At 42.3% G+C, this 18,320-nt stretch carries 10 protein-coding genes; 7 read left to right on the forward strand and 3 right to left on the reverse strand.

Going from position 1 to position 18,320, the window contains the following annotated elements; translation table 11 throughout:
* Positions 1-673: 673 nt before the first annotated feature.
* Positions 674-865, forward strand: a complete 192-nt coding sequence (locus tag V7L31_RS07520; RefSeq protein WP_334695666.1) for a hypothetical protein — start codon at positions 674-676, stop codon at positions 863-865.
* A gap of 60 nt (positions 866-925) precedes the next feature.
* Here V7L31_RS07520 and V7L31_RS07525 read toward each other — a convergent pair whose 3' ends face one another.
* A complete protein-coding gene (locus tag V7L31_RS07525) occupies positions 926-3,295 on the reverse strand; it encodes a hypothetical protein (protein ID WP_334695667.1) in 2,370 nt (789 codons plus the stop codon).
* A 303-nt stretch (positions 3,296-3,598) separates the two neighbouring features.
* Between V7L31_RS07525 and V7L31_RS07530 the strand changes: the two genes are divergently transcribed.
* Both V7L31_RS07530 and V7L31_RS07535 read left to right on the forward strand, forming a co-directional pair.
* Entirely contained in the window at positions 3,599-5,266 is a 1,668-nt protein-coding gene (locus V7L31_RS07530) for an iron uptake porin (protein WP_334695668.1), read from the forward strand.
* A gap of 1,074 nt (positions 5,267-6,340) precedes the next feature.
* A complete protein-coding gene (locus V7L31_RS07535) occupies positions 6,341-6,694 on the forward strand; it encodes a hypothetical protein (RefSeq protein ID WP_334695669.1) in 354 nt (117 codons plus the stop codon).
* A 140-nt stretch (positions 6,695-6,834) separates the two neighbouring features.
* Here the strand turns inward: V7L31_RS07535 and V7L31_RS07540 are convergent, their stop codons facing one another.
* Positions 6,835-7,110, reverse strand: a complete 276-nt coding sequence (locus V7L31_RS07540) for a ubiquitin-like small modifier protein 1 (protein WP_179064724.1) — start codon at positions 7,108-7,110, stop codon at positions 6,835-6,837.
* A gap of 146 nt (positions 7,111-7,256) precedes the next feature.
* A complete protein-coding gene (thrC, locus tag V7L31_RS07545) occupies positions 7,257-8,561 on the reverse strand; it encodes a threonine synthase (RefSeq protein WP_179064723.1) in 1,305 nt (434 codons plus the stop codon).
* Between the two features lie 827 nt (positions 8,562-9,388).
* Here thrC and V7L31_RS07550 point away from each other — a divergent pair.
* The 4 genes from V7L31_RS07550 (at position 9,389) to V7L31_RS07565 (ending at position 18,277) form a co-directional block, all read left to right on the forward strand.
* On the forward strand, positions 9,389-11,878 hold the full coding sequence (locus V7L31_RS07550) for a beta strand repeat-containing protein (RefSeq protein WP_334695670.1): 2,490 nt from the start codon (positions 9,389-9,391) through the stop codon (positions 11,876-11,878).
* Positions 11,879-12,055: 177 nt separating this feature from the next.
* Positions 12,056-12,619 (forward strand): hypothetical protein, encoded by a 564-nt coding sequence (locus V7L31_RS07555; RefSeq protein WP_334695671.1) that lies wholly within the window; start codon positions 12,056-12,058, stop codon positions 12,617-12,619.
* A gap of 142 nt (positions 12,620-12,761) precedes the next feature.
* Positions 12,762-14,315, forward strand: coding sequence for a hypothetical protein (locus V7L31_RS07560; protein ID WP_334695672.1), 1,554 nt, complete (start codon positions 12,762-12,764; stop codon positions 14,313-14,315).
* Entirely contained in the window at positions 14,312-18,277 is a 3,966-nt protein-coding gene (locus tag V7L31_RS07565) for a TonB-dependent receptor (protein WP_334695673.1), read from the forward strand. Before V7L31_RS07560 ends, V7L31_RS07565 begins: the two co-directional genes overlap by 4 nt.
* The last annotated feature ends 43 nt before the right edge of the window (positions 18,278-18,320 follow it).

Genomic DNA, 18,320 nt, shown 5'->3' on the forward strand with positions numbered 1-18,320 from the left:
CTCTGCGAGACGCTTCGCCAACATACCCATGTTCTGCCCCACAGAAGAGAGGCAGGGCTTGCTCTCCCTGCCCCCTGCCCCTCCGCTTCTTTGATCAAACCCACTGTGAATTGACTAACAGTCTCATTCCATTCACAAGCGCAAGGTGTGTTTTTATAAAAGTGAGATGCTCCCGAAACGATTGGCAAACGTATTCAGACTTACGCAAGAACTCTCTGAAACTCTTATTTTTCACTGCGGAAATATACATAGATTTCTCTATTCAAGTTTTTGGAGGTTGTCTAGTTCCCACTCTATAGACTGGAAAAGAGTTTTAGCTGACAGTTGACATGCGTCAACAAGTAGTTCTTTCATAATTTGGCGTAATTCTTGATGTAGTCTACATATAATTTCTTGCGTAAATTACTTAAAAACAGTCATAATAATTTAGTACAGCCATAATTGACAGTCCACCAAATTAAATAGTTCTAAGTAACTTCGAGTGGACGGAAGCTTCGCACGCTTTAGCCGATGTTTTATTTGGAACCCAGCCATTCTAATCACCGTCTCTTATGATTGAACCAAGAATCCATTAGAGTAATTGATTGAAAATATACAATAATTTAATAAAGCTTAAAAGAGCATTATTATAATATTTCTAATGGTGTGAGTTAAATTGTGGATTTAATTAACGATGCCTACTTATTTATCTAGTGTTTCCGATTGCCAGTCCCAAGCTAACTGGGTCAGTAAGTTAACTAAGTCTTACTACCAAGACGATCAGCAAGCTAAATTGCTGCATTTACAAGCAGAGGTAGATTCTCTGTTGCAGCAGTTAGAAAACCTAAAACATCAACGTCTAGCCGAAACTAACCAAAAAGAATAAGTCTATTTTGTAGAGCGATCGCCTTGTCCATTTCTAGTCTAAATTTGAATGGAGGGCGTGCTATTCAAAGCGCTGATTTTTATCCGACCAGCGCTTTAAACTGTAGTTATGAGCATTTTCTACCAGTAAAGCTAGAGATTGCACGCCCGAAAGCTTGGCGATCGCAGAGAGTCTTTGTAAGTCATTTCCTGTAAAATCAGTGTAAATAACTTCATTGCTATCAGACAAAATTATAGTTCGGTCACGGCGTTGCTCTGTATTTTCCGCCGAAATTTCCGGTTTAGACTGATTCAGAGATGCTATTGCTTCTGGTGAGATAGTCAGTATTATTTCTGGTTGAGCGTTATTTGTTAAATCAATTACTTGAACCGGCCAATCACCCAATTTTTCCTGCATCTCCTCAAAGGTAGGAATAGCACCAGCCAGAATTTCGCCAGATTCCTGCAAAGATTGCCACACACTTGATAATATTACCTTCACCCCTTGGGGATTTTGTTGATATAGTTCTCGTAGAGTAATGGGAGATGGTTGCACCCATTCCAGTGCTGCATTGGTCAGGGCTAAAGGTTTGGGTTGAAGAACATCATTTTGATTCTCTGGGATTTTTGGGTCAGCAGCTAATAGGCGCAAAACTTTACCCCGTAGTTGCACCGCTTTGATAGCGGCTATACTAATTTTTTGTTCTCCATTAGGCAACCAGACCACAATCTGGATTTCAGGGTCAGAAGTGATTCCCAAAGTTTTCCAAAAAAATTTGGCGGCGTCAGTTTTAGGTGGGTTCAAATTCTCAAAAGGGGAATTTAGCCAGCGTTTACCGTCATTAAATGCACTCACCTCCACTTGATACCAAACTTGATTATCCGTGAGTTTCAGGTCTGCGGTAGAATTTGCTTGCAGCCACTCACTACTAGTAACTTGAGCGATTGGCTGCACCGTACCAACAATCTGACTAGATATTTGCGACTTTGTAATCTCACCATTAAGTCTTGCTAACAGACCTTGAATATAATCAAGATTTTCTTTGGTAATTTTTGGTTGCGCCTTTAACCAAGAATTAGCATGTCCTTCTCCCTGTTGAACCGCTAAAATCAAAGCAAACCAAGCTTGCACCTCTTGTCTATTTGGGTTCACCCGCAACGCCGCCGCTATCCGATTCCACAATCGTTTTTTATCAGCTTTAAGTAGAGTCGCTATTTCTTGAGAATTATGTGGCGAGGCTTCAAACACCTGTAAAGCTTTCCCCCAGCGACCATCAATCAAATCTGCCAACACCTCTTGACTAGGACTTACCCAAATTTTCTGGGCTTGGGTTTGAGTAAATTGGGAATGCAAGCGAATCAAATCCATTTGCGCTTGCGCCGCCTCTGGCAAAATTCCTTTGTGCTGTTTCTTGATAAATTTTAACCATTCAAAAGCTGGTGTCCACAGTCCAGTACGGGCAATTGACAGGGCATTTTGGTATCCATAATCTTTGAGGGCTGGTGATTTGAGGGTAATTGCCTCTAATTGAATTGGTTTAAGGAATAACTTCAGAGACTTGACTTGGTAAACCTGTAAGTGCGGTTCTAAACCTACTGTTTGATCGACAACTAATTCTTTGCTACTATCACCAGTTACCTGCTGCCATTTGGGCAATTGTCCATTCGGACTACTCCAAGACAGCATTTGTAGTAAATTTCTGCGTTCTGGATTGTAGTATACTATTTGACCGTAGGCGATAGCACCAGTTTCTTGATGGCGTTGACCCCGCAAATTAAACCAAACTCCTGGTGATGGTGTCCCACCTTCAAAGCGTTGCACTTGAGTTAAAGGTAAGGGAATGCTGATATCTGGGGATTCTGATATCTCATCAAGCCAGGGAGAAGTTATAAAAAATTCCTCTGGCCCCGTTACAGGTAATTGAGTCGCTAAATAGTAGTAATTTTCTGACTGAGATTTAAACTCTAACTCAACTGATAACTCGTAAACCCTGAGTTCGACAAGTTCTTTACAATCAGATTGACAATTAGCACGCTGTTGAAAAACTGGCAGTAAAAATGAGGTTTCCGTATTTTGATTTAAAGGCAGAGGTTCTCCAAATATTTGGTTTTTTTTATTCAAATCGAGTTGAATTTGTTTGAGAGTTTGGGGACGTTCGTGCTTTCCAAGGGGGATTTGTGCCCATGCAGGTAAAATTTTATTTAGCCAACTTACTTGATCTGGATTGAATATGAAGAGAATACTAATCCAGGCAAAAGCCACAATTAGACTAGCACTAATGAATAGAATTGCGTAGGCGCAGCCCGTCGTAGACATCGCTAACATTGACGACAACCAACTTCCCCGTTTTAGCTTTTTCTGGGGATTTTTAGCGACACGTTTCATTGCACCAGCACGAGGTTTATTTAGTTTCGAGGCTTTAGGCGTCGGCTTGCGTGAGCGATTTGCCATAGATTGGGGATTAGGGATTAGGGATTGGGGATTGGGGATTAGGGGTTGAGAAAACTCCTTCCTAGTCCTCAGTACCCAGTCCCAAGTCCCCAAGCCCCAGTCCCAGTCCCCAGTCCCCAATACCCTGTTATACTCGTCCTTGCAGAAGTTGCCTAGAAGCATTAAGTCTAATTTGGGACAAAATCCGTAAATGTCCCCATGTGAACACTAGATGATCGCGAATACACTCTTCACTTAAGTATGTGAGCAGAGTGTAAAAAATTGAAAGGTAGATTTATTAGCCGCAATCATTGCAAAACATGGATGCTTGCATGGTTACTTGTTGCAGGAGTAAATGGAGTTGCACAAAAAGTACTAGCACAAGAGTACGTAAATACAGAAACTACTCAGGAGTTAGGAGTTAAGAGTGATAATATTATTCCCTCGTCTCCTTCTCTCTCCCCAGAAGAACCGATGGCGCAAGTTACATCGGTATCTCAACTCAAAGACGTACAACCCAACGATTGGGCATTCCAAGCATTACAGTCTTTGGTAGAACGCTATGGTTGTATAGCAGGCTATCCAGATAGCAGCTATCGCGGTAATCGCGCCTTAACTCGCTATGAATTTGCTGCGGGTGTGAATGCTTGTTTAGATAGAGTCAACGAATTAATCACTACAGCCACCAACGATTTAGTCACTCGCGAAGATTTAGCAACATTACAAAAATTGCAGTCAGAATTTGCCCCTGAATTAGCAACTTTGCGGGGTCGTGTCGATAGTTTAGAAGCCAAAACCACCGAAATTGAAGCCAACAAATTCTCAACAACAACTAAACTCAGTGGACTACTGATAGTTGGCATTCAAGGACGGACTAGCAATCGTGGTGATGTTAATCCTAGAGATGGACAAAAAGATACAAATGATGCAGGGACAAACACTAATGTTATTTCCCTGGCGCAGCTATATTTAACTAGTCAAATCACTCCCAATAGCTACTTATTTACAGGTCTTATAGATGGTAAAGGGAAAACTACACCTAGATTTACCAATAGTGTTTCTCGGAATGATGTTTTACTTGGCTACGAATTTCCTACAAGTAACTTAATTGTAAGTGACCTCAATTTTCATTGGCTGATAACAGATACATTAGCAGTAATGGTAGGAACAGAAGGTGTAAGTATGCCAGCTGCTTTCCGAGGCCCCAATCGGGTAGAAAGTGCTGCAACCGGGCCATTGTCTTATTTTGCCCAAAGAAACCCAATTTTAAATATGGGATACGGTCACGGCGGTATAGCTATTGATTGGCAATTTGCTAAACGCGCTAGTTTGCAGGCAATTTATACTAGTTATAAACCAGGAAATACTGGTAAAGATAGCGGTTTATTTGATGGAACCACTACTACAGGTGTGCAATTGCTGCTGACACCAACCGATACTCTAGATTTAAGTTTATACTACGTTAATAATTACGCTTCAGATGGTTGTTTGCTAACCTTTGTTGGTGATGAATGCTTAACTGCGGTTAATACTACGACTGGAAAATCAGCACCTCTACAAACCAACGCCGTGGGTGCAACTTTAACTTGGCAAATTTCTCCCCGCATTAGCGCAGGCGCATGGGGTGGTTATACTAAATCTTACATTCCTGGGCAATTGGGAAATGTAGAGACAACAAATTATATGGTGTTTTTGAATTTCCCTGATTTATTTGCTAAAGGAAATTTGGGCGGAATTTATGTCGGTCAACCTCCTAAAATCACCAGTAGCGACTTACCTGTAGGAAATAATGTCCCTGATTTTATCAATACAGGTTTAGGACGTGCCGGTGGACAACCAGGAACAACTACTCAAATTGAAGCATTTTATCGTTTCCAATTATCAGATAATATCAGCATTACACCAGGAATAATTCATCTTATCCAGCCTGGTAACACACCAAATAGTGATTCAGTTACTATTGGCATTTTGCGGAGTACTTTCAGTTTTTAATTCTGCTTGCCGATAAAATCTTATAGAACTTAAGTCTTGATAGAGGCTTATACCTAATTGCTTACAATAAAACAATGAAAATCTATTTGATAAGAAGAATTCAGAAGTCAGAATGGGCTAAACGCCCCGCTACCGCTAACAGTATGAATTCTGTACGAGTGGGTGCGTAGCGGTAGCGAGTGTTTTCGAGTCGCGTCTGAATATTGGTTAAAACCGTACTTCTCTATGAGACGCTACCGCGAACGTCTCGGTATGCGCTTTCGCCCCTAGTGGGCGAAAAAAATTAAAATATTCTCACCTTAAAACTCTATCCTTTTATGGGTAGAGTATTCTGAATTCTGAATTCTCGCTCTTGTTTTATAATGCCTCATACCCAATTTTAAATAGATATAAAAAAGGTTTGGTGGTGAGCCAAACCTTTATATAAATCCAGTGCATAACAACATCCCAAGTCAATTTACCCATTATTCATTTCATAGGGCATTTTCCTATAAGATGTGTGCAAATATCTTGAAACCTGATAGCGGATTGCTCGGTATAACTGAATACCTAGAATATAAAATTAATCTGCCATAAGTCAGGGTGTATTAATATAAATGTTAAAGATAGTCATACAACTACTTGATTGTAATTTAATCCTAAAATGTAATCAGCAACAAAAAAGACGGGGGTTAGCCCGTCCTCTGTATAATAAGTAAAAACATCTTGGTAATTTCTGCAATATATCAAAATACTCTAATTACAATCTGCCAAATTGCCAAGTACTTACCAATAAAACTAGAATATAAATCAATACAGTTCAGATATAGCGGTTCCCATTCAGATAAGGTACAACATTACATCGCAACGTGTAGGGGCACGGCAGTGTCCATTGGTATCGACTTAACGTGAAAATTAATCTAGTACAAGCTTTTAGAAATTGTCTCGTTCCCCCTCCGAAACTGGGAATGCTTGTCGTTAATTTCACAGTCATAGTAGATAATTTTGGCACTTGCCAATCCCCATCAAATACTGATTATGATCGGATGTTTGTAGGTAATACTAGAGAAAAAATTACTGGCAACAAAATTCATCATGAACCTAAGTATAGTTGATGATAAATTGCAGATAGAATTTACGTTTCAAGAGCAACTGCTAGCTGTTCGCTTGAATAAACTTTGGCAAATATCACTAGCCCATATTGAACAAGTTACGACAGCCGAACCCCAAAGTAATTGGCGAGAATTGCGTGCCCCTGGTAGCTTTATTCCTGGAGTGATTAAGGCTGGAACTTATTACACTAACCGTGGTAAAGAGTTTTGGTATGTAAATCGAGAGACAAATTATTTAACGATTCAATTGCGAGATGAATCCTACAAACGGATTATCTTAACTATCGATGACAATGAGTCTTGGCGACAAAGACTTTCTCAGATAATTACTGCATAGTTAGCAAAATGAAAAGCGTCCCTGCCGCGAGTAAGGGAGGCGGCAGCCCACTGATGAGAATTCCCAGTCTGAGACTGGGAATGGGGTAATCTTTCAAAGAGTTGTATCGTCAGGTTTCTACTGATTTGGGGTTCTCTATATTAACCACCAGCGACAGCTGGGACAATACTTACTTCATCGCCATCTTTAAGAGTTGTGTTAATACCATCTAAATGGCGGATATCTTCGCTATCGACGTAAAAATTTACAAACCGACGTAGTTTACCTTGTTCATCGCACAACCGAGATTTAATACCAGGAAAGCTTTGTTCTAAGGAATCTAACAATTCAGCAATAGTGCTGCCGGTGGATTCTAGAGTAGCTTGATTATTAGTAAAACTCTGAAGAGTTGTAGGAACTAAAACTTTTACAGCCATAGAAGTACAAAGTGAAGAGTGAAGAGTTAGTAAGGAGTAAGAGTGAAGAGTTAGGAGTAAGGAGTCATCTGTAAGGGGTGAGATGTGAGCAGTGAAGAATAAAGTAAAGAGTTATGAATAAAAAACTCCTAACTCCTAACTCTTACTTAAACGAGGACTTGTTGCCATTCCAAGCGATCTAGAGTACGCGATCGCTCTAGGGCACGTTCAAAACTATCGAGTTTCGCATCAATAGTCAAGGGTTCGCCAACGTAGCCTTGGATTGCTTCTTGAGTTTTCAGACCATTACCAGTAATGTAAATCACGGTAGTTTCATCTGGATCGATTTTGCCAGCTTCTACCAGTTTTTTCAGCACGGCAACGGTTGTACCACCAGCCGTTTCTGTGAAGATGCCTTCGGTTTCTGCCAGCAACTTGATGCCATCAATAATTTCGGCATCATTGACTGATTCAATGTTACCACCAGTCTTCTGAGCTAACTCCACAGCATAAATGCCGTCTGCCGGGTTGCCGATCGCTAGCGATTTCGCAATTGTATTTGGTTTAACTGGCTTAATAAAGTCGCGTCCTTCTTTGAAGGCTTGGGCGATGGGTGAACAACCTTCAGCTTGAGCGCCACTGAAACGAACGCTCTTGTTTTCTACTAAACCAACTTCGACAAATTCTTGGAATCCTTTATAAATTTTGGTAAACAGCGAACCAGATGCCAAAGGAGCAACAACATGATCGGGTAGTTCCCAGCCTAGTTGTTCTGCAACTTCAAAACCTAGCGTCTTAGAACCTTCAGAGTAATAAGGACGCAAATTAATATTGACAAAACCCCAGCCATGTGTATTAGCAACTTCTGAACAGAGACGATTTACTTGATCGTAGTTGCCCTTGACGGCCATTAGGGTGGGACTGTAGATCAGACTACCGAGAATTTTACCGGCTTCTAAATCTGCGGGGATAAATACACAGCAGTCTAAACCGGCGTGAGCTGCGATCGCCGCTGTAGAATTTGCCAAATTACCAGTACTAGCGCAAGAAACAGTAGTAAAACCCAACTCTCGCGCTCTCGACAGGGCAACTGATACCACCCGATCCTTAAAGCTCAGGGTGGGCATATTCACGGCATCATTTTTTATATAAAGCTTGTTTAGACCCAGGCGACGAGCAAGACGGTGAGAACGAACCAAGGGAGTCATCCCCGTTCCCACATCTATAACATTATCAGTTGCGACAGGCAAAAAGGGACGGTAACGCCAAATGGAATTGGGGCCAGCTTGAATTGTTTCACGAGTGACAGTTAGACGTAGGGCGTTGTAGTCATACTTTACTTCTAATGGCCCAAAACATAACTCACAAACATTGCTGGCCTTGAGTTCATATTCTGCACCACATTCTTTACACTTCAAGGCTTGAAAGTAGGCAGTGCTGGTTTGGGTTTGGGTTGTAATTGCCTGAGTCATAAACTAGCTTTCCCTGTTTGTCTGTCGACTGTCGCCTGATACTAACACGAGCAAAAATACCAGTCAAACATACCCGACTATTTTTATCGGGTATGTTTAGTGTTGAATGGAATCATTCTTGTAAAACTTTAATATCAGTAATTCCTATATTTAGTACTTGTACTTATACTATCAATGTTAAAAAAAAATAAAATAGCCTAGAATACTCAGGATTAATACTGTCAATAACTATGACTAAATCGCATCAAAGTTATGATTAAATTGCATTTAGTTAAAATGCTATCTCATTTAAGCAATCTAGATCGCTTAGTTAACTTTCAATTTTTTAATCTAAATAACTCCACAGAGTAATACAGATTTCTGACAGCCAAAACTCAAAAACGTCTTCAAATATAGCTTCTAGTCTTCCTAGAGTCTGAGTTAAATCATTAAAATTTATATGTGTGTTGCCAAAATAAAGCTAATTTCTCCGCTTTGATGCACTCATTCACAGCCAGAGAAGTTACTTATTTACACGGAAGATTTTTTTTGCTTTAAAAGCTACATTTCTATATACATTGATAAGTCAGCAAAACACAGTAATAAATTACACATATTTGCGATTGCCAGCCTTGATTTTCAAGGGTAAGCGTAAAACAAGTAGAGAAATTATTTCTGGTTATTGGCTCAATACGGCTAGGAGTGTCAATAATTTAACTCCTTAAATAGGCATTCCCCAAAGGTTGAAGATTTGGGGGGCTATAATCGGCAGTTCTTTAAGGAATTGCCGAACTTTATCCTGTCTCAAAATCCAAGATACAAGTTCAGCAAACAAACAAACTACTTCTATGGTAAATCGGAATCAATCTGTCAACAAGCAGCGTAAAGTTTACCAATCTCTAGTAGCAACAGCATTATTAACTGGTAGCCTTTTCCAATTTATCGCGCCTGTATTAGCTGACGGAACTACTGGGGGTACATCTATCAGTAACACTGCGACAGCAACCTATGAAGATCCCAACAATCCAGGGACAACTATAAATTCCACCTCTAATACTGTTACCGTGACTGTAGCAGAGGTTGCGGGTATTACTGTTACAGCGTCGGGTGTTACAGATAACAATGGTGGCACTGTTGGAGTTAACGATTTATTAACCTACACCTACACCCTAACAAACGTAGGTAACGACCCCACCAAATTCCATATTCCCAACCAAGCAACAACAACTGGGCCTGGTACGGTTTCTGGTATACTTCCTGCTGATAAAAATGGGGTAACACCAGCTAGTGGCACACTGCAATATAGTACTGATGGTGGCGCAACTTGGACAAACGTAACAGCTGGTGGTGTAGATACACCCTCAATTCCGGTTAGTGGTACTGTGTTGGTGCGTGTGCCGGTAACTGTACAGACTGGCGCTCAATCGGGCGACGTAATTAAAGTTACCCTTGGTAACACTCCTGGTGATGCCCAAAACCAACTGCGGAGTCCCGATGGTGGTGACGTTTATACTGTAGATAATGCTGATAACGCAGGTGGCGGGGAAGTTCCTGGCATACCAGTTAACGGTACACGAGAATCTAGTATTACCCAGCAAATTCAAGTAGGCAACACAGCTAAAACTGTTGCTCTAGCCACAATACTCAAAACTCGGACAGGCTATAACGCTGGTAACCCTTCTGTACTCAATGATGATGTGCTGACTTATGGTTTAAGCTTGCGAGTTGAGAGTAACGACGTAACCAATCGTGGGCTAACACCCGCAGCTTTAGCTGGTACAACCATCAATGTAGATGGTAGTGCAGTTACTCGCATCTTAGTTTCTGATGCACTTCCAGCATTAACAACTCTTAATGGAACCCCAACTGCTCCTTCAGGGTGGATAGTGGTTTACGCTGGTGAAGATCCTACAACTACAACTGCCGATCAGGCTTTGTGGAAAACTAACAGTGCTAATGTTACAGGTGGTGTAGTTAAACGGGTTGGTTTTATTAACGATCCTAACTCTATCTCTTCAGTTGCCACTGGGACAACCGTTACAGGTTTTACAGTACAAGTAAAGACCACTGGAATCACAGGAACAACAGCGACAAATGTTAACAACATCGCTCAAGTGTTCGGTAAAACTGCTGGAGATCCAAATAGCCCTCTACTCTTTGACGATTCAGGCGATCAAAATCCAGATAACATCAACCCCACTAATGGAGTCTTTCCTACTACAGTAGACTCTGGCTATTATCCTGGTACAGTTCCCGCCAATCAAACTGACACAGGTAATAACAACCAAGGTGGTAATTCTGTTACAGGAAATGTCAACGTCTACACAGTTTCAGTCGCCCAAGCAAACTCACTTTTAAACGGGCCGAATAATGCACCGGATGCTGTTGGCCCAACAGATAATAACGACGACTTCACAAACAAATCCTCTTTTGTTCCTCCTAATACATCACCTGGTAGTACGCTTGACCCACAATCAGTTGGTTTCACTAACACAATTAAGAACAGTGGGACTAACCCTAATGACATTACGATAGTACCAACAGTACCAGCTACAGCTACAGATTTGCCTAATGGTACAAAGGTGACTGTTAGCTATAACAGCCAATCTGCTGTCTATACTTACAGCATCACCAATAACGTTGGCACTTTCACCCTAGCAGCCAATAATACACCAATTAAAATCTCTGGTGTTGCTGCTGGGAGCAGTGTAAATTATGGCGTAGAAGTTGACCTACCGGCTGGTACGCAACTATCAACCGATATCAATAAGGGCTTCCCAGTACCGATTACTGCCTTTATTGACACTAATAATAATGGTGCAGTTGATACTGGTGAGGTTAACAACATCTCCATCGATCGCGTTTACACTGGTTTCCTGAAAATGGTGAAGATGTCACGAGTTCTATTAGGAACTGGCCCAGCAGTACAAGGGACTGATGGTACATTCAGTACTACTCCGAAGAAGCCTGCACCAGGAAACATTATTGAGTACCAAATTCAATACAGTAATATTTCCGATCCTCAAGCTGGAAGCGGTAACGTGATTTTGAATGCTAACAAAGTTGTGATTACTGAAGATGGTACGCAAACCCCCAACAACTGGGCGCTAGACAACGACAATAACACTCAAATTGATACTAGCAACATTGTTGGTTCAGCTAAAGATTCTGGAGCTTCAACTATCCAATTCTTCAATGGTAATCCAGCTAGTAACCTTGGTATCGATCAAACTGGAACTACAGTAAGTACTGATGTTGCTAAGTACATAAATACCGTAACTGGCACGATCGCACCGGGCGTTCAAAGAACATTTACCTTCCAACGCAAGGTGAACTAATTCCTTGGGATTGGGGACTCCGAAGTTTGCAGGCTTTGGTACAGAAGAGTCTGCGAACTATTTGACCTTATCCCCAACCCCAAACAGCAAGCAAATAGGAGAGTGACTTTTTCTTACCAAAAGCTGGGAAAGATAAGTCAACAATTCACATTCTGGAAGTTTTTTGAGGTTATTTATATGAAGCGTGTTTCTCTTGCAGGTTTAGGAGCATTCGCACTTATTGCTACAGTCCCATTTGTCGGTCAAATTCCGGGAATCGCAAATGTATGGCATTCTACAAGTGCTGTTGCTCAGAATATCAAAACTCAAGGGCAAATTCAATTGCGCTTAGAAGCAGAAAAGCAAGTAGTAGCACAGGATCAGCAGGGTAAGCAAAGTCAGAAATGGGAACCTTTGAAAGGTCAAGTTGTAGTGCAACCTGGAGATGTGTTGCGGTATACCTTAACTGGTGAAAATAAGAGCGATCGCCCAGTCAAGAATTTAACTTTTAATCAACCTATTCCGAAAGGAATGGTCTACGTGCTGAATTCTACTACTGTCGCCAACAATGCCAAAGTTATTTACAGCATTGATGGCGGACGTAGCTTTGTCGAAAATCCCACTGTGAAAGTTACTCTTCCTAACGGCAAAGTGGAAACAAAACCAGCACCAGCCAGTGCTTACACCCATATCCGTTTGCAGATTCCCTCACTTGCAGCTAAAACAACAGTCAAAGCGACTTATCAAACCCAAGTGCGCTGATTAGAACGCAGGGATACGCCGTCTTTCTGACTGTATTTCGAGATGGAAACTGGAAACGAAATTTTAAAGGGTTTTGGCTTAACTGGATTTCCACAAATAAATAAATGCTTTTATTAACAACAAGCTTGACATTTCATAGGAGATGTGTTCAGTGAGCCGTCCTCAAAACCAAAAGCAAATTACTTCTAGCCGTGGCTGGTGGCGACAGTTAACAGCTAGTGTTCTTTTGGGAAGTTTTTTGCATACTAGTATATCTATACCAGCGATCGCGCAACAGACTAATAATCTAGTTGCGTCTTCGCCATTATTAATAAATCAAGCTACTTACACTTATACAGATTCAGCTAATAATAATCAATATCAAGGAAGTTCTAGTCAGCTCAATGCTAGTCCTACCCCATTATTTGATCCTTTAGGACGGATCTTAGGTTGCGCTGGCACAATTTTATCTGACTATACAGGTTTTTCAGTTGGGGTATATGAACCTAACTCTAGCGATCCAACAGGGACAGAATTAGGCAGCTTGGTTGCTTTGACTCGAACAGAGTTACCAGATATTCCTAATAACAATGTTCCTGGTGGTAGATCGCCAAATACCGAGAATAGTAACCCCTACTTCGTTACGAATAACCCTGCGGGTGTTTACAATTTCCTACTCGATCCGAATAAGGGTCAAACCGATCCAGGTAGAACCTACATTTTTGTAGTTAATCCGCCACCAAATTCTATCTACAGACAGCGGCGGATCAAAATTGAAATCCTTGGTAGCACTGGCACACAAGGTAATAATATTGTGCGATATGTCGCTAGTTCTCTGGATGGTCAACCAATCAGTCTCACAGGCCAAACCAGAGTAGAGCAAACAGTTGTTTTAGTTCCCAATGCAGAAGTTGTGGGACTGGATTTATTAGCCTTTGAATTTACTACAAATCTGTGTCAAGCCAATCAGTTGCAGATTATCAAAACAAGCGATCGCGCTGCTGCTGAACCTGGAGATACAGTCATCTACCGCCTGTCGGTGAAAAATCTCGCTGATGCTGGTTTGAATAATATATTTGTCACCGACAACCTACCTTTAGGATTCGATTTTTTGCCGAAATCTGTACGGGGAGAGGTGGATGGTCAACTCGTCACTATCACTTCAGAACGCAATGGTAATACAGTGACATTCCGCACAGATGTAACCATTCCCACAGAGAAAGTCTTGAATATTGCCTACGCTGCTCAACTAACACCTGATGCGCTGCGTGGGACTGGTCGCAACAGTGCGATCGTTAATGCTCAACGAGCCGATAACCGTTTTAGCACCAAGGATGGCCCTGCAACACACCAGTTGAAAATTAGTTCAGGAATCGTTTCTGACTGTGGCACGATTATCGGTCGGGTGTTTGTTGATAAAAACTTTGACGGTGAACAACAAGCTGATGAGCCGGGGATACCAAATGCAGTAATTTTTCTGGAGGATGGAAACCGCATCACTACAGATCCGAATGGTTTGTTCTCCCTAGCTAATGCCTTACCTGGATATCACACAGGTGTACTAGACCTGAGCAGTTTACCCGGTTACACCTTAGCTCATAACGAAAAATTCCGCGAACGAAATAGCCAATCTCGCTTAGTGCATTTAGAGCCTGGTGGCTTGGTACGTATGAACTTCGCTCTCACCCCCACATTTCAGGAGCCAGTCAAGAAATGAAGCCCAGACTGCACTGTGCAACTATATTTAAGCTGAAATTGATGGGGGCAATGCCAGTAGCTCTTTGCCTGGTTTTGTATCCTACTATAGTCAAAGCTGAAATTACTAGTGAAAATCTCCTTTTTTCTGATTCACCTTCGCAAGTACACAAGGGTGTTGAAGAAGAGGCAAGGGAGCAGGGAGCAGGGAGCAGGGGAGAGGCTTATCTTTTGGGAAGTTCTAAGCAGCAGTTTCCATCTGATGAATTTTCTTCCACTTCTTCAGCACCGACTACTGATAGTTCAATTCCAAATGTCCAGGCAAGTGAAACGGAAATACAACCGTTTCAACCAGTAAACTCTGTTGATTTGCCCACAGCCTTAAGTAAAGTAGCTGGAATTGAGGAAAAGACGGAAGTACCAACGTTTCAACCAGCAAACTCTGTTGATTTACCCACAGCCTTAAGTAAAGTAGCTGAAATCAAGAATAAAAATGATGGAGGTAAAGAAACCGAGACACAGTTGCAAGCTTCTCCAACGGCAATACAACCATTTCAACCAGCAAATTCGGTAGGTTTGCCTAGAGGCTTACGCAAAATAGCAGGAGTAGAGAACGGACAAGGGGTGAATGAAAATCTTCCTGTATCTCCTACTCTACCCATCTCTACAGCCATCAAGATCCTGACTCCAACGGCTGACAGTGTTATAGATGTCCAAGCTAGCACGGTGATTGTGCAGTTTCCTGTTGGTAGTCAAGTGGAATTGCGGGTGAATGGCACTTTGGTAGACCCTTCTTTAGTGGGACGAACGGAAAGTGACGCTACCACTAACCTAGTAACGCAGACATGGTATGGTGTCTCGTTAAAAGAAGGGGCAAACACCATCTCTGCAAAAATTATTGGAGGAACAGAACCCGCTGTAACAGTGCAAGTCGCAGTGCGGGGAGCGCCACAGCAACTAACTTTAGAAACAGTTGAGTCCCGTATTCCAGCAGATGGACGTTCTACAGCAACAATTCGGGGTCAACTGCTCGATGCAAATGGCAATCGCTCTAATCGTGATGCTGTTGTCACCCTCATACCCAGTGCTGGGGAGTTTGTCGGGAAAGACTTCAAGCCCGATGAACCCGGATTTCAAGTGGAGGCGAAAGGAGGACAATTTACAGCAACGTTGCGATCGCAACTGAAGGCCGAAACTGTCCGAATTCGAGCCATAACTAACAATTTAGAAGCCTTTACTCAACTACAATTTGAAACGGCATTGCGTCCTAGTTTAGTTACTGGAGTCATAGATTTACGTTTGGGAGCTAGAGGTACAAATTATTACGGCAGTTTCCGTGATTTCCTCCCTCCTGACAAAAACAACGGTACGCAATTAGATTTCCATTCCGCAGTATTTGCCACTGGTGCGATCGGGGAATGGTTGTTTACGGGTGCATACAACAGTTCTCGTAGCCTCAACGAAGATTGTGACTGTAATAATCGGCTGTTTAGAACTTACCAATCCAACGAGCAAAACTATCCTGTTTATGGCGATAGCTCGAAAGTTGATGTCGTTACTCCTTCCATTGACAGTGTATTTCTGCGTTTCGAGCGTTCATCTCGTATTCCCGGAGTTTCCCCTGATTATGCTATGTGGGGTGACTACAACACAGAAGAATTTGCGCGGGGATCTCAGCAATTTACTGCGATTACCCGTCAACTCCACGGTTTTAAAGCTAACTACAACTTAGGAAATCTCCAAATTACAGGTTTCTATGGCGACCACTTAGAGGGGTTTCAACGGGATACCATTGCTCCCGATGGTACTAGTGGTTATTACTTCCTCTCTCGCAGACTACTACAAGCAGGTAGTGAAAATGTCTTTATCGAGTTAGAAGAACTCAATCGTCCTGGAACTGTATTAGAACGTAAACAGCTGAACCGAGGCCCAGACTACGAAATCGACTACGATCGCGGTACATTATTATTCCGCGAACCGATGCTTCGTACCGATGTCGATCAGGCTGGACAAGTATTGGTACGTCGGATTGTTGTTAGCTACCAGTACGACGATCAAAACTCTGATGGCAATATCTATGCTGGTCGTTTGCAATATAACCTTTCCCGCAAGCTGAATCAGGAAAGCTGGATTGGAGCAACTTATGTCCAAGAAAATCATGGAGTACGCGACTTTCAACTCTACGGTGCAGATGCGCTGATTGCTCTGGGTGAGAACGGTAAGTTAATCGCAGAATACGCCCATTCCACTAATGATTCTGATGTTGTGGGAAGAGTCAGAGGTGACGCTTACCGGTTGGAGGCTGAGGGACAAATTGCTAACGGAATTCAAGGTCGTGCCTATTATCGCTTTGCTGATACAGGCTTTGCTAATAATGCCACTGTCAGCTTTGTCCCAGGACAAACTCGTTATGGAGCGCAGGTTACAGCGAAAGTAACCTCAACTACCAACCTCAGAGCGCAATACGACCACGAAGACAATTTTGGGATTGCTCCCCAACCTCTAGATACCTTTGAAGAACTGTTTGCACCACGTTATGAATCCATACCTGGGAGCAGGGTTGATAATTCGCTGACGACAATTTCTGCTGGAATTGAACAACGTTTAGGTAGTGCCATTATTGATCTGGATTGGATTCATCGCCATCGGGAAGACCGCATCCCCGACAGTAGTTTGAGTAGTAATTCCGATCAACTGCGATCGCGTTTTTCCATTCCCCTTGCAAAAAACCTGACTTTCCAGGCGCAAAATGAACTAAGTTTATCTTCCCAAAAAGATCCTATTTACCCAGACCGCACCATCTTAGGTCTGAATTGGGCAGTAATTCCTGGTGTTAGTGTCAGTTTAGCCCAACAGTTTTATAGTAGCGGTCAATATTCGGGTAACTCCATCACTAGCTTGAGCGTCAACGGCGAACACAAACTCGGATCGGATACTACTTTGACCGGTCGTTATTCAATTTTGGGTGGTGCTAACGAAATGACTACCCAAGGGGCAATTGGTCTAAATAATCGCTGGACTATTGCTTCGGGATTGCGGCTGAATGTTGCTTACGAACACGTATTTGGCAACTTCTTCGGACGGACTGCGGCAGGTCAACAATATGCCCAACCCTTCGCTTTTGGTCAATCTGCATCTGCGATCGGATTTGATGGTGGCGATAGCTACAGCATTGGGCTGGAATACAGTGATAATCCGCAGTTTCAAGCCAGCGCCCGTTATGAACATCGTTCTTCTTCTGGTGGAGGGAATACAGTAATTACTGCTGCTGCTGCGGGTAAAATTTCTCCGGCTCTCACAGCCTTGGTGCGTTATCAACAAGCTGGTTCTTCCAATGAAAAGCTTTCAGGACTAGGAGATACTGCTAACCTCAAGCTGGGTTTAGCCTACCGCGACCCCAATAACGATAAATTTAATGCTTTATTGCGTTATGAATATCGCCAAAATCCTTCATCCATCCCTGACACCATCCTATTAGGAAGTGGTACGGGTTCCCAAGACCATACCTTTGCTTTAGAAGCAATTTACGCTCCTAATTGGCAATGGGAATTCTACGGTAAGTATGCTTTACGTAATAGCACCTCTTATTTAGCTAACGATTTAGCTGGTACTAGCACAGTAAATCTGGCGCAATTACGAGCTACTTATCGTTTGGGATATAGCTGGGATTTGGTAGGTGAAGCTCGTGTAATTAGCCAGTCTAGCTATAGCGAAACAGGCTTTGTTCTAGAAACAGGCTACTACCTCACACCCAACCTGCGTGTCTCTGCTGGATATGTATTTGGTAAAGTTGACGACCGAGATTTCTCAGGCACACGTTCTGCGGGAGGCGCATATTTAGGCTTTACGGTGAAGCTCAACGAATTGTTTGATGGTTTTGGACAGCAAAAGATTCCGCCACGCCAGCCACAAGAATCTGCGATGAAAACTTTGGTGAATAAACTCAAGGCTGCAACAACAGCAATGCAAAAACGTGAAATATAAAACGGTTATTTGTAGAGACGTAGCAGTGCTACATTTCTACAAA

Source organism: Nostoc sp. (assembly GCF_036916655.1).
Classification (GTDB): domain Bacteria; phylum Cyanobacteriota; class Cyanobacteriia; order Cyanobacteriales; family Nostocaceae; genus Nostoc.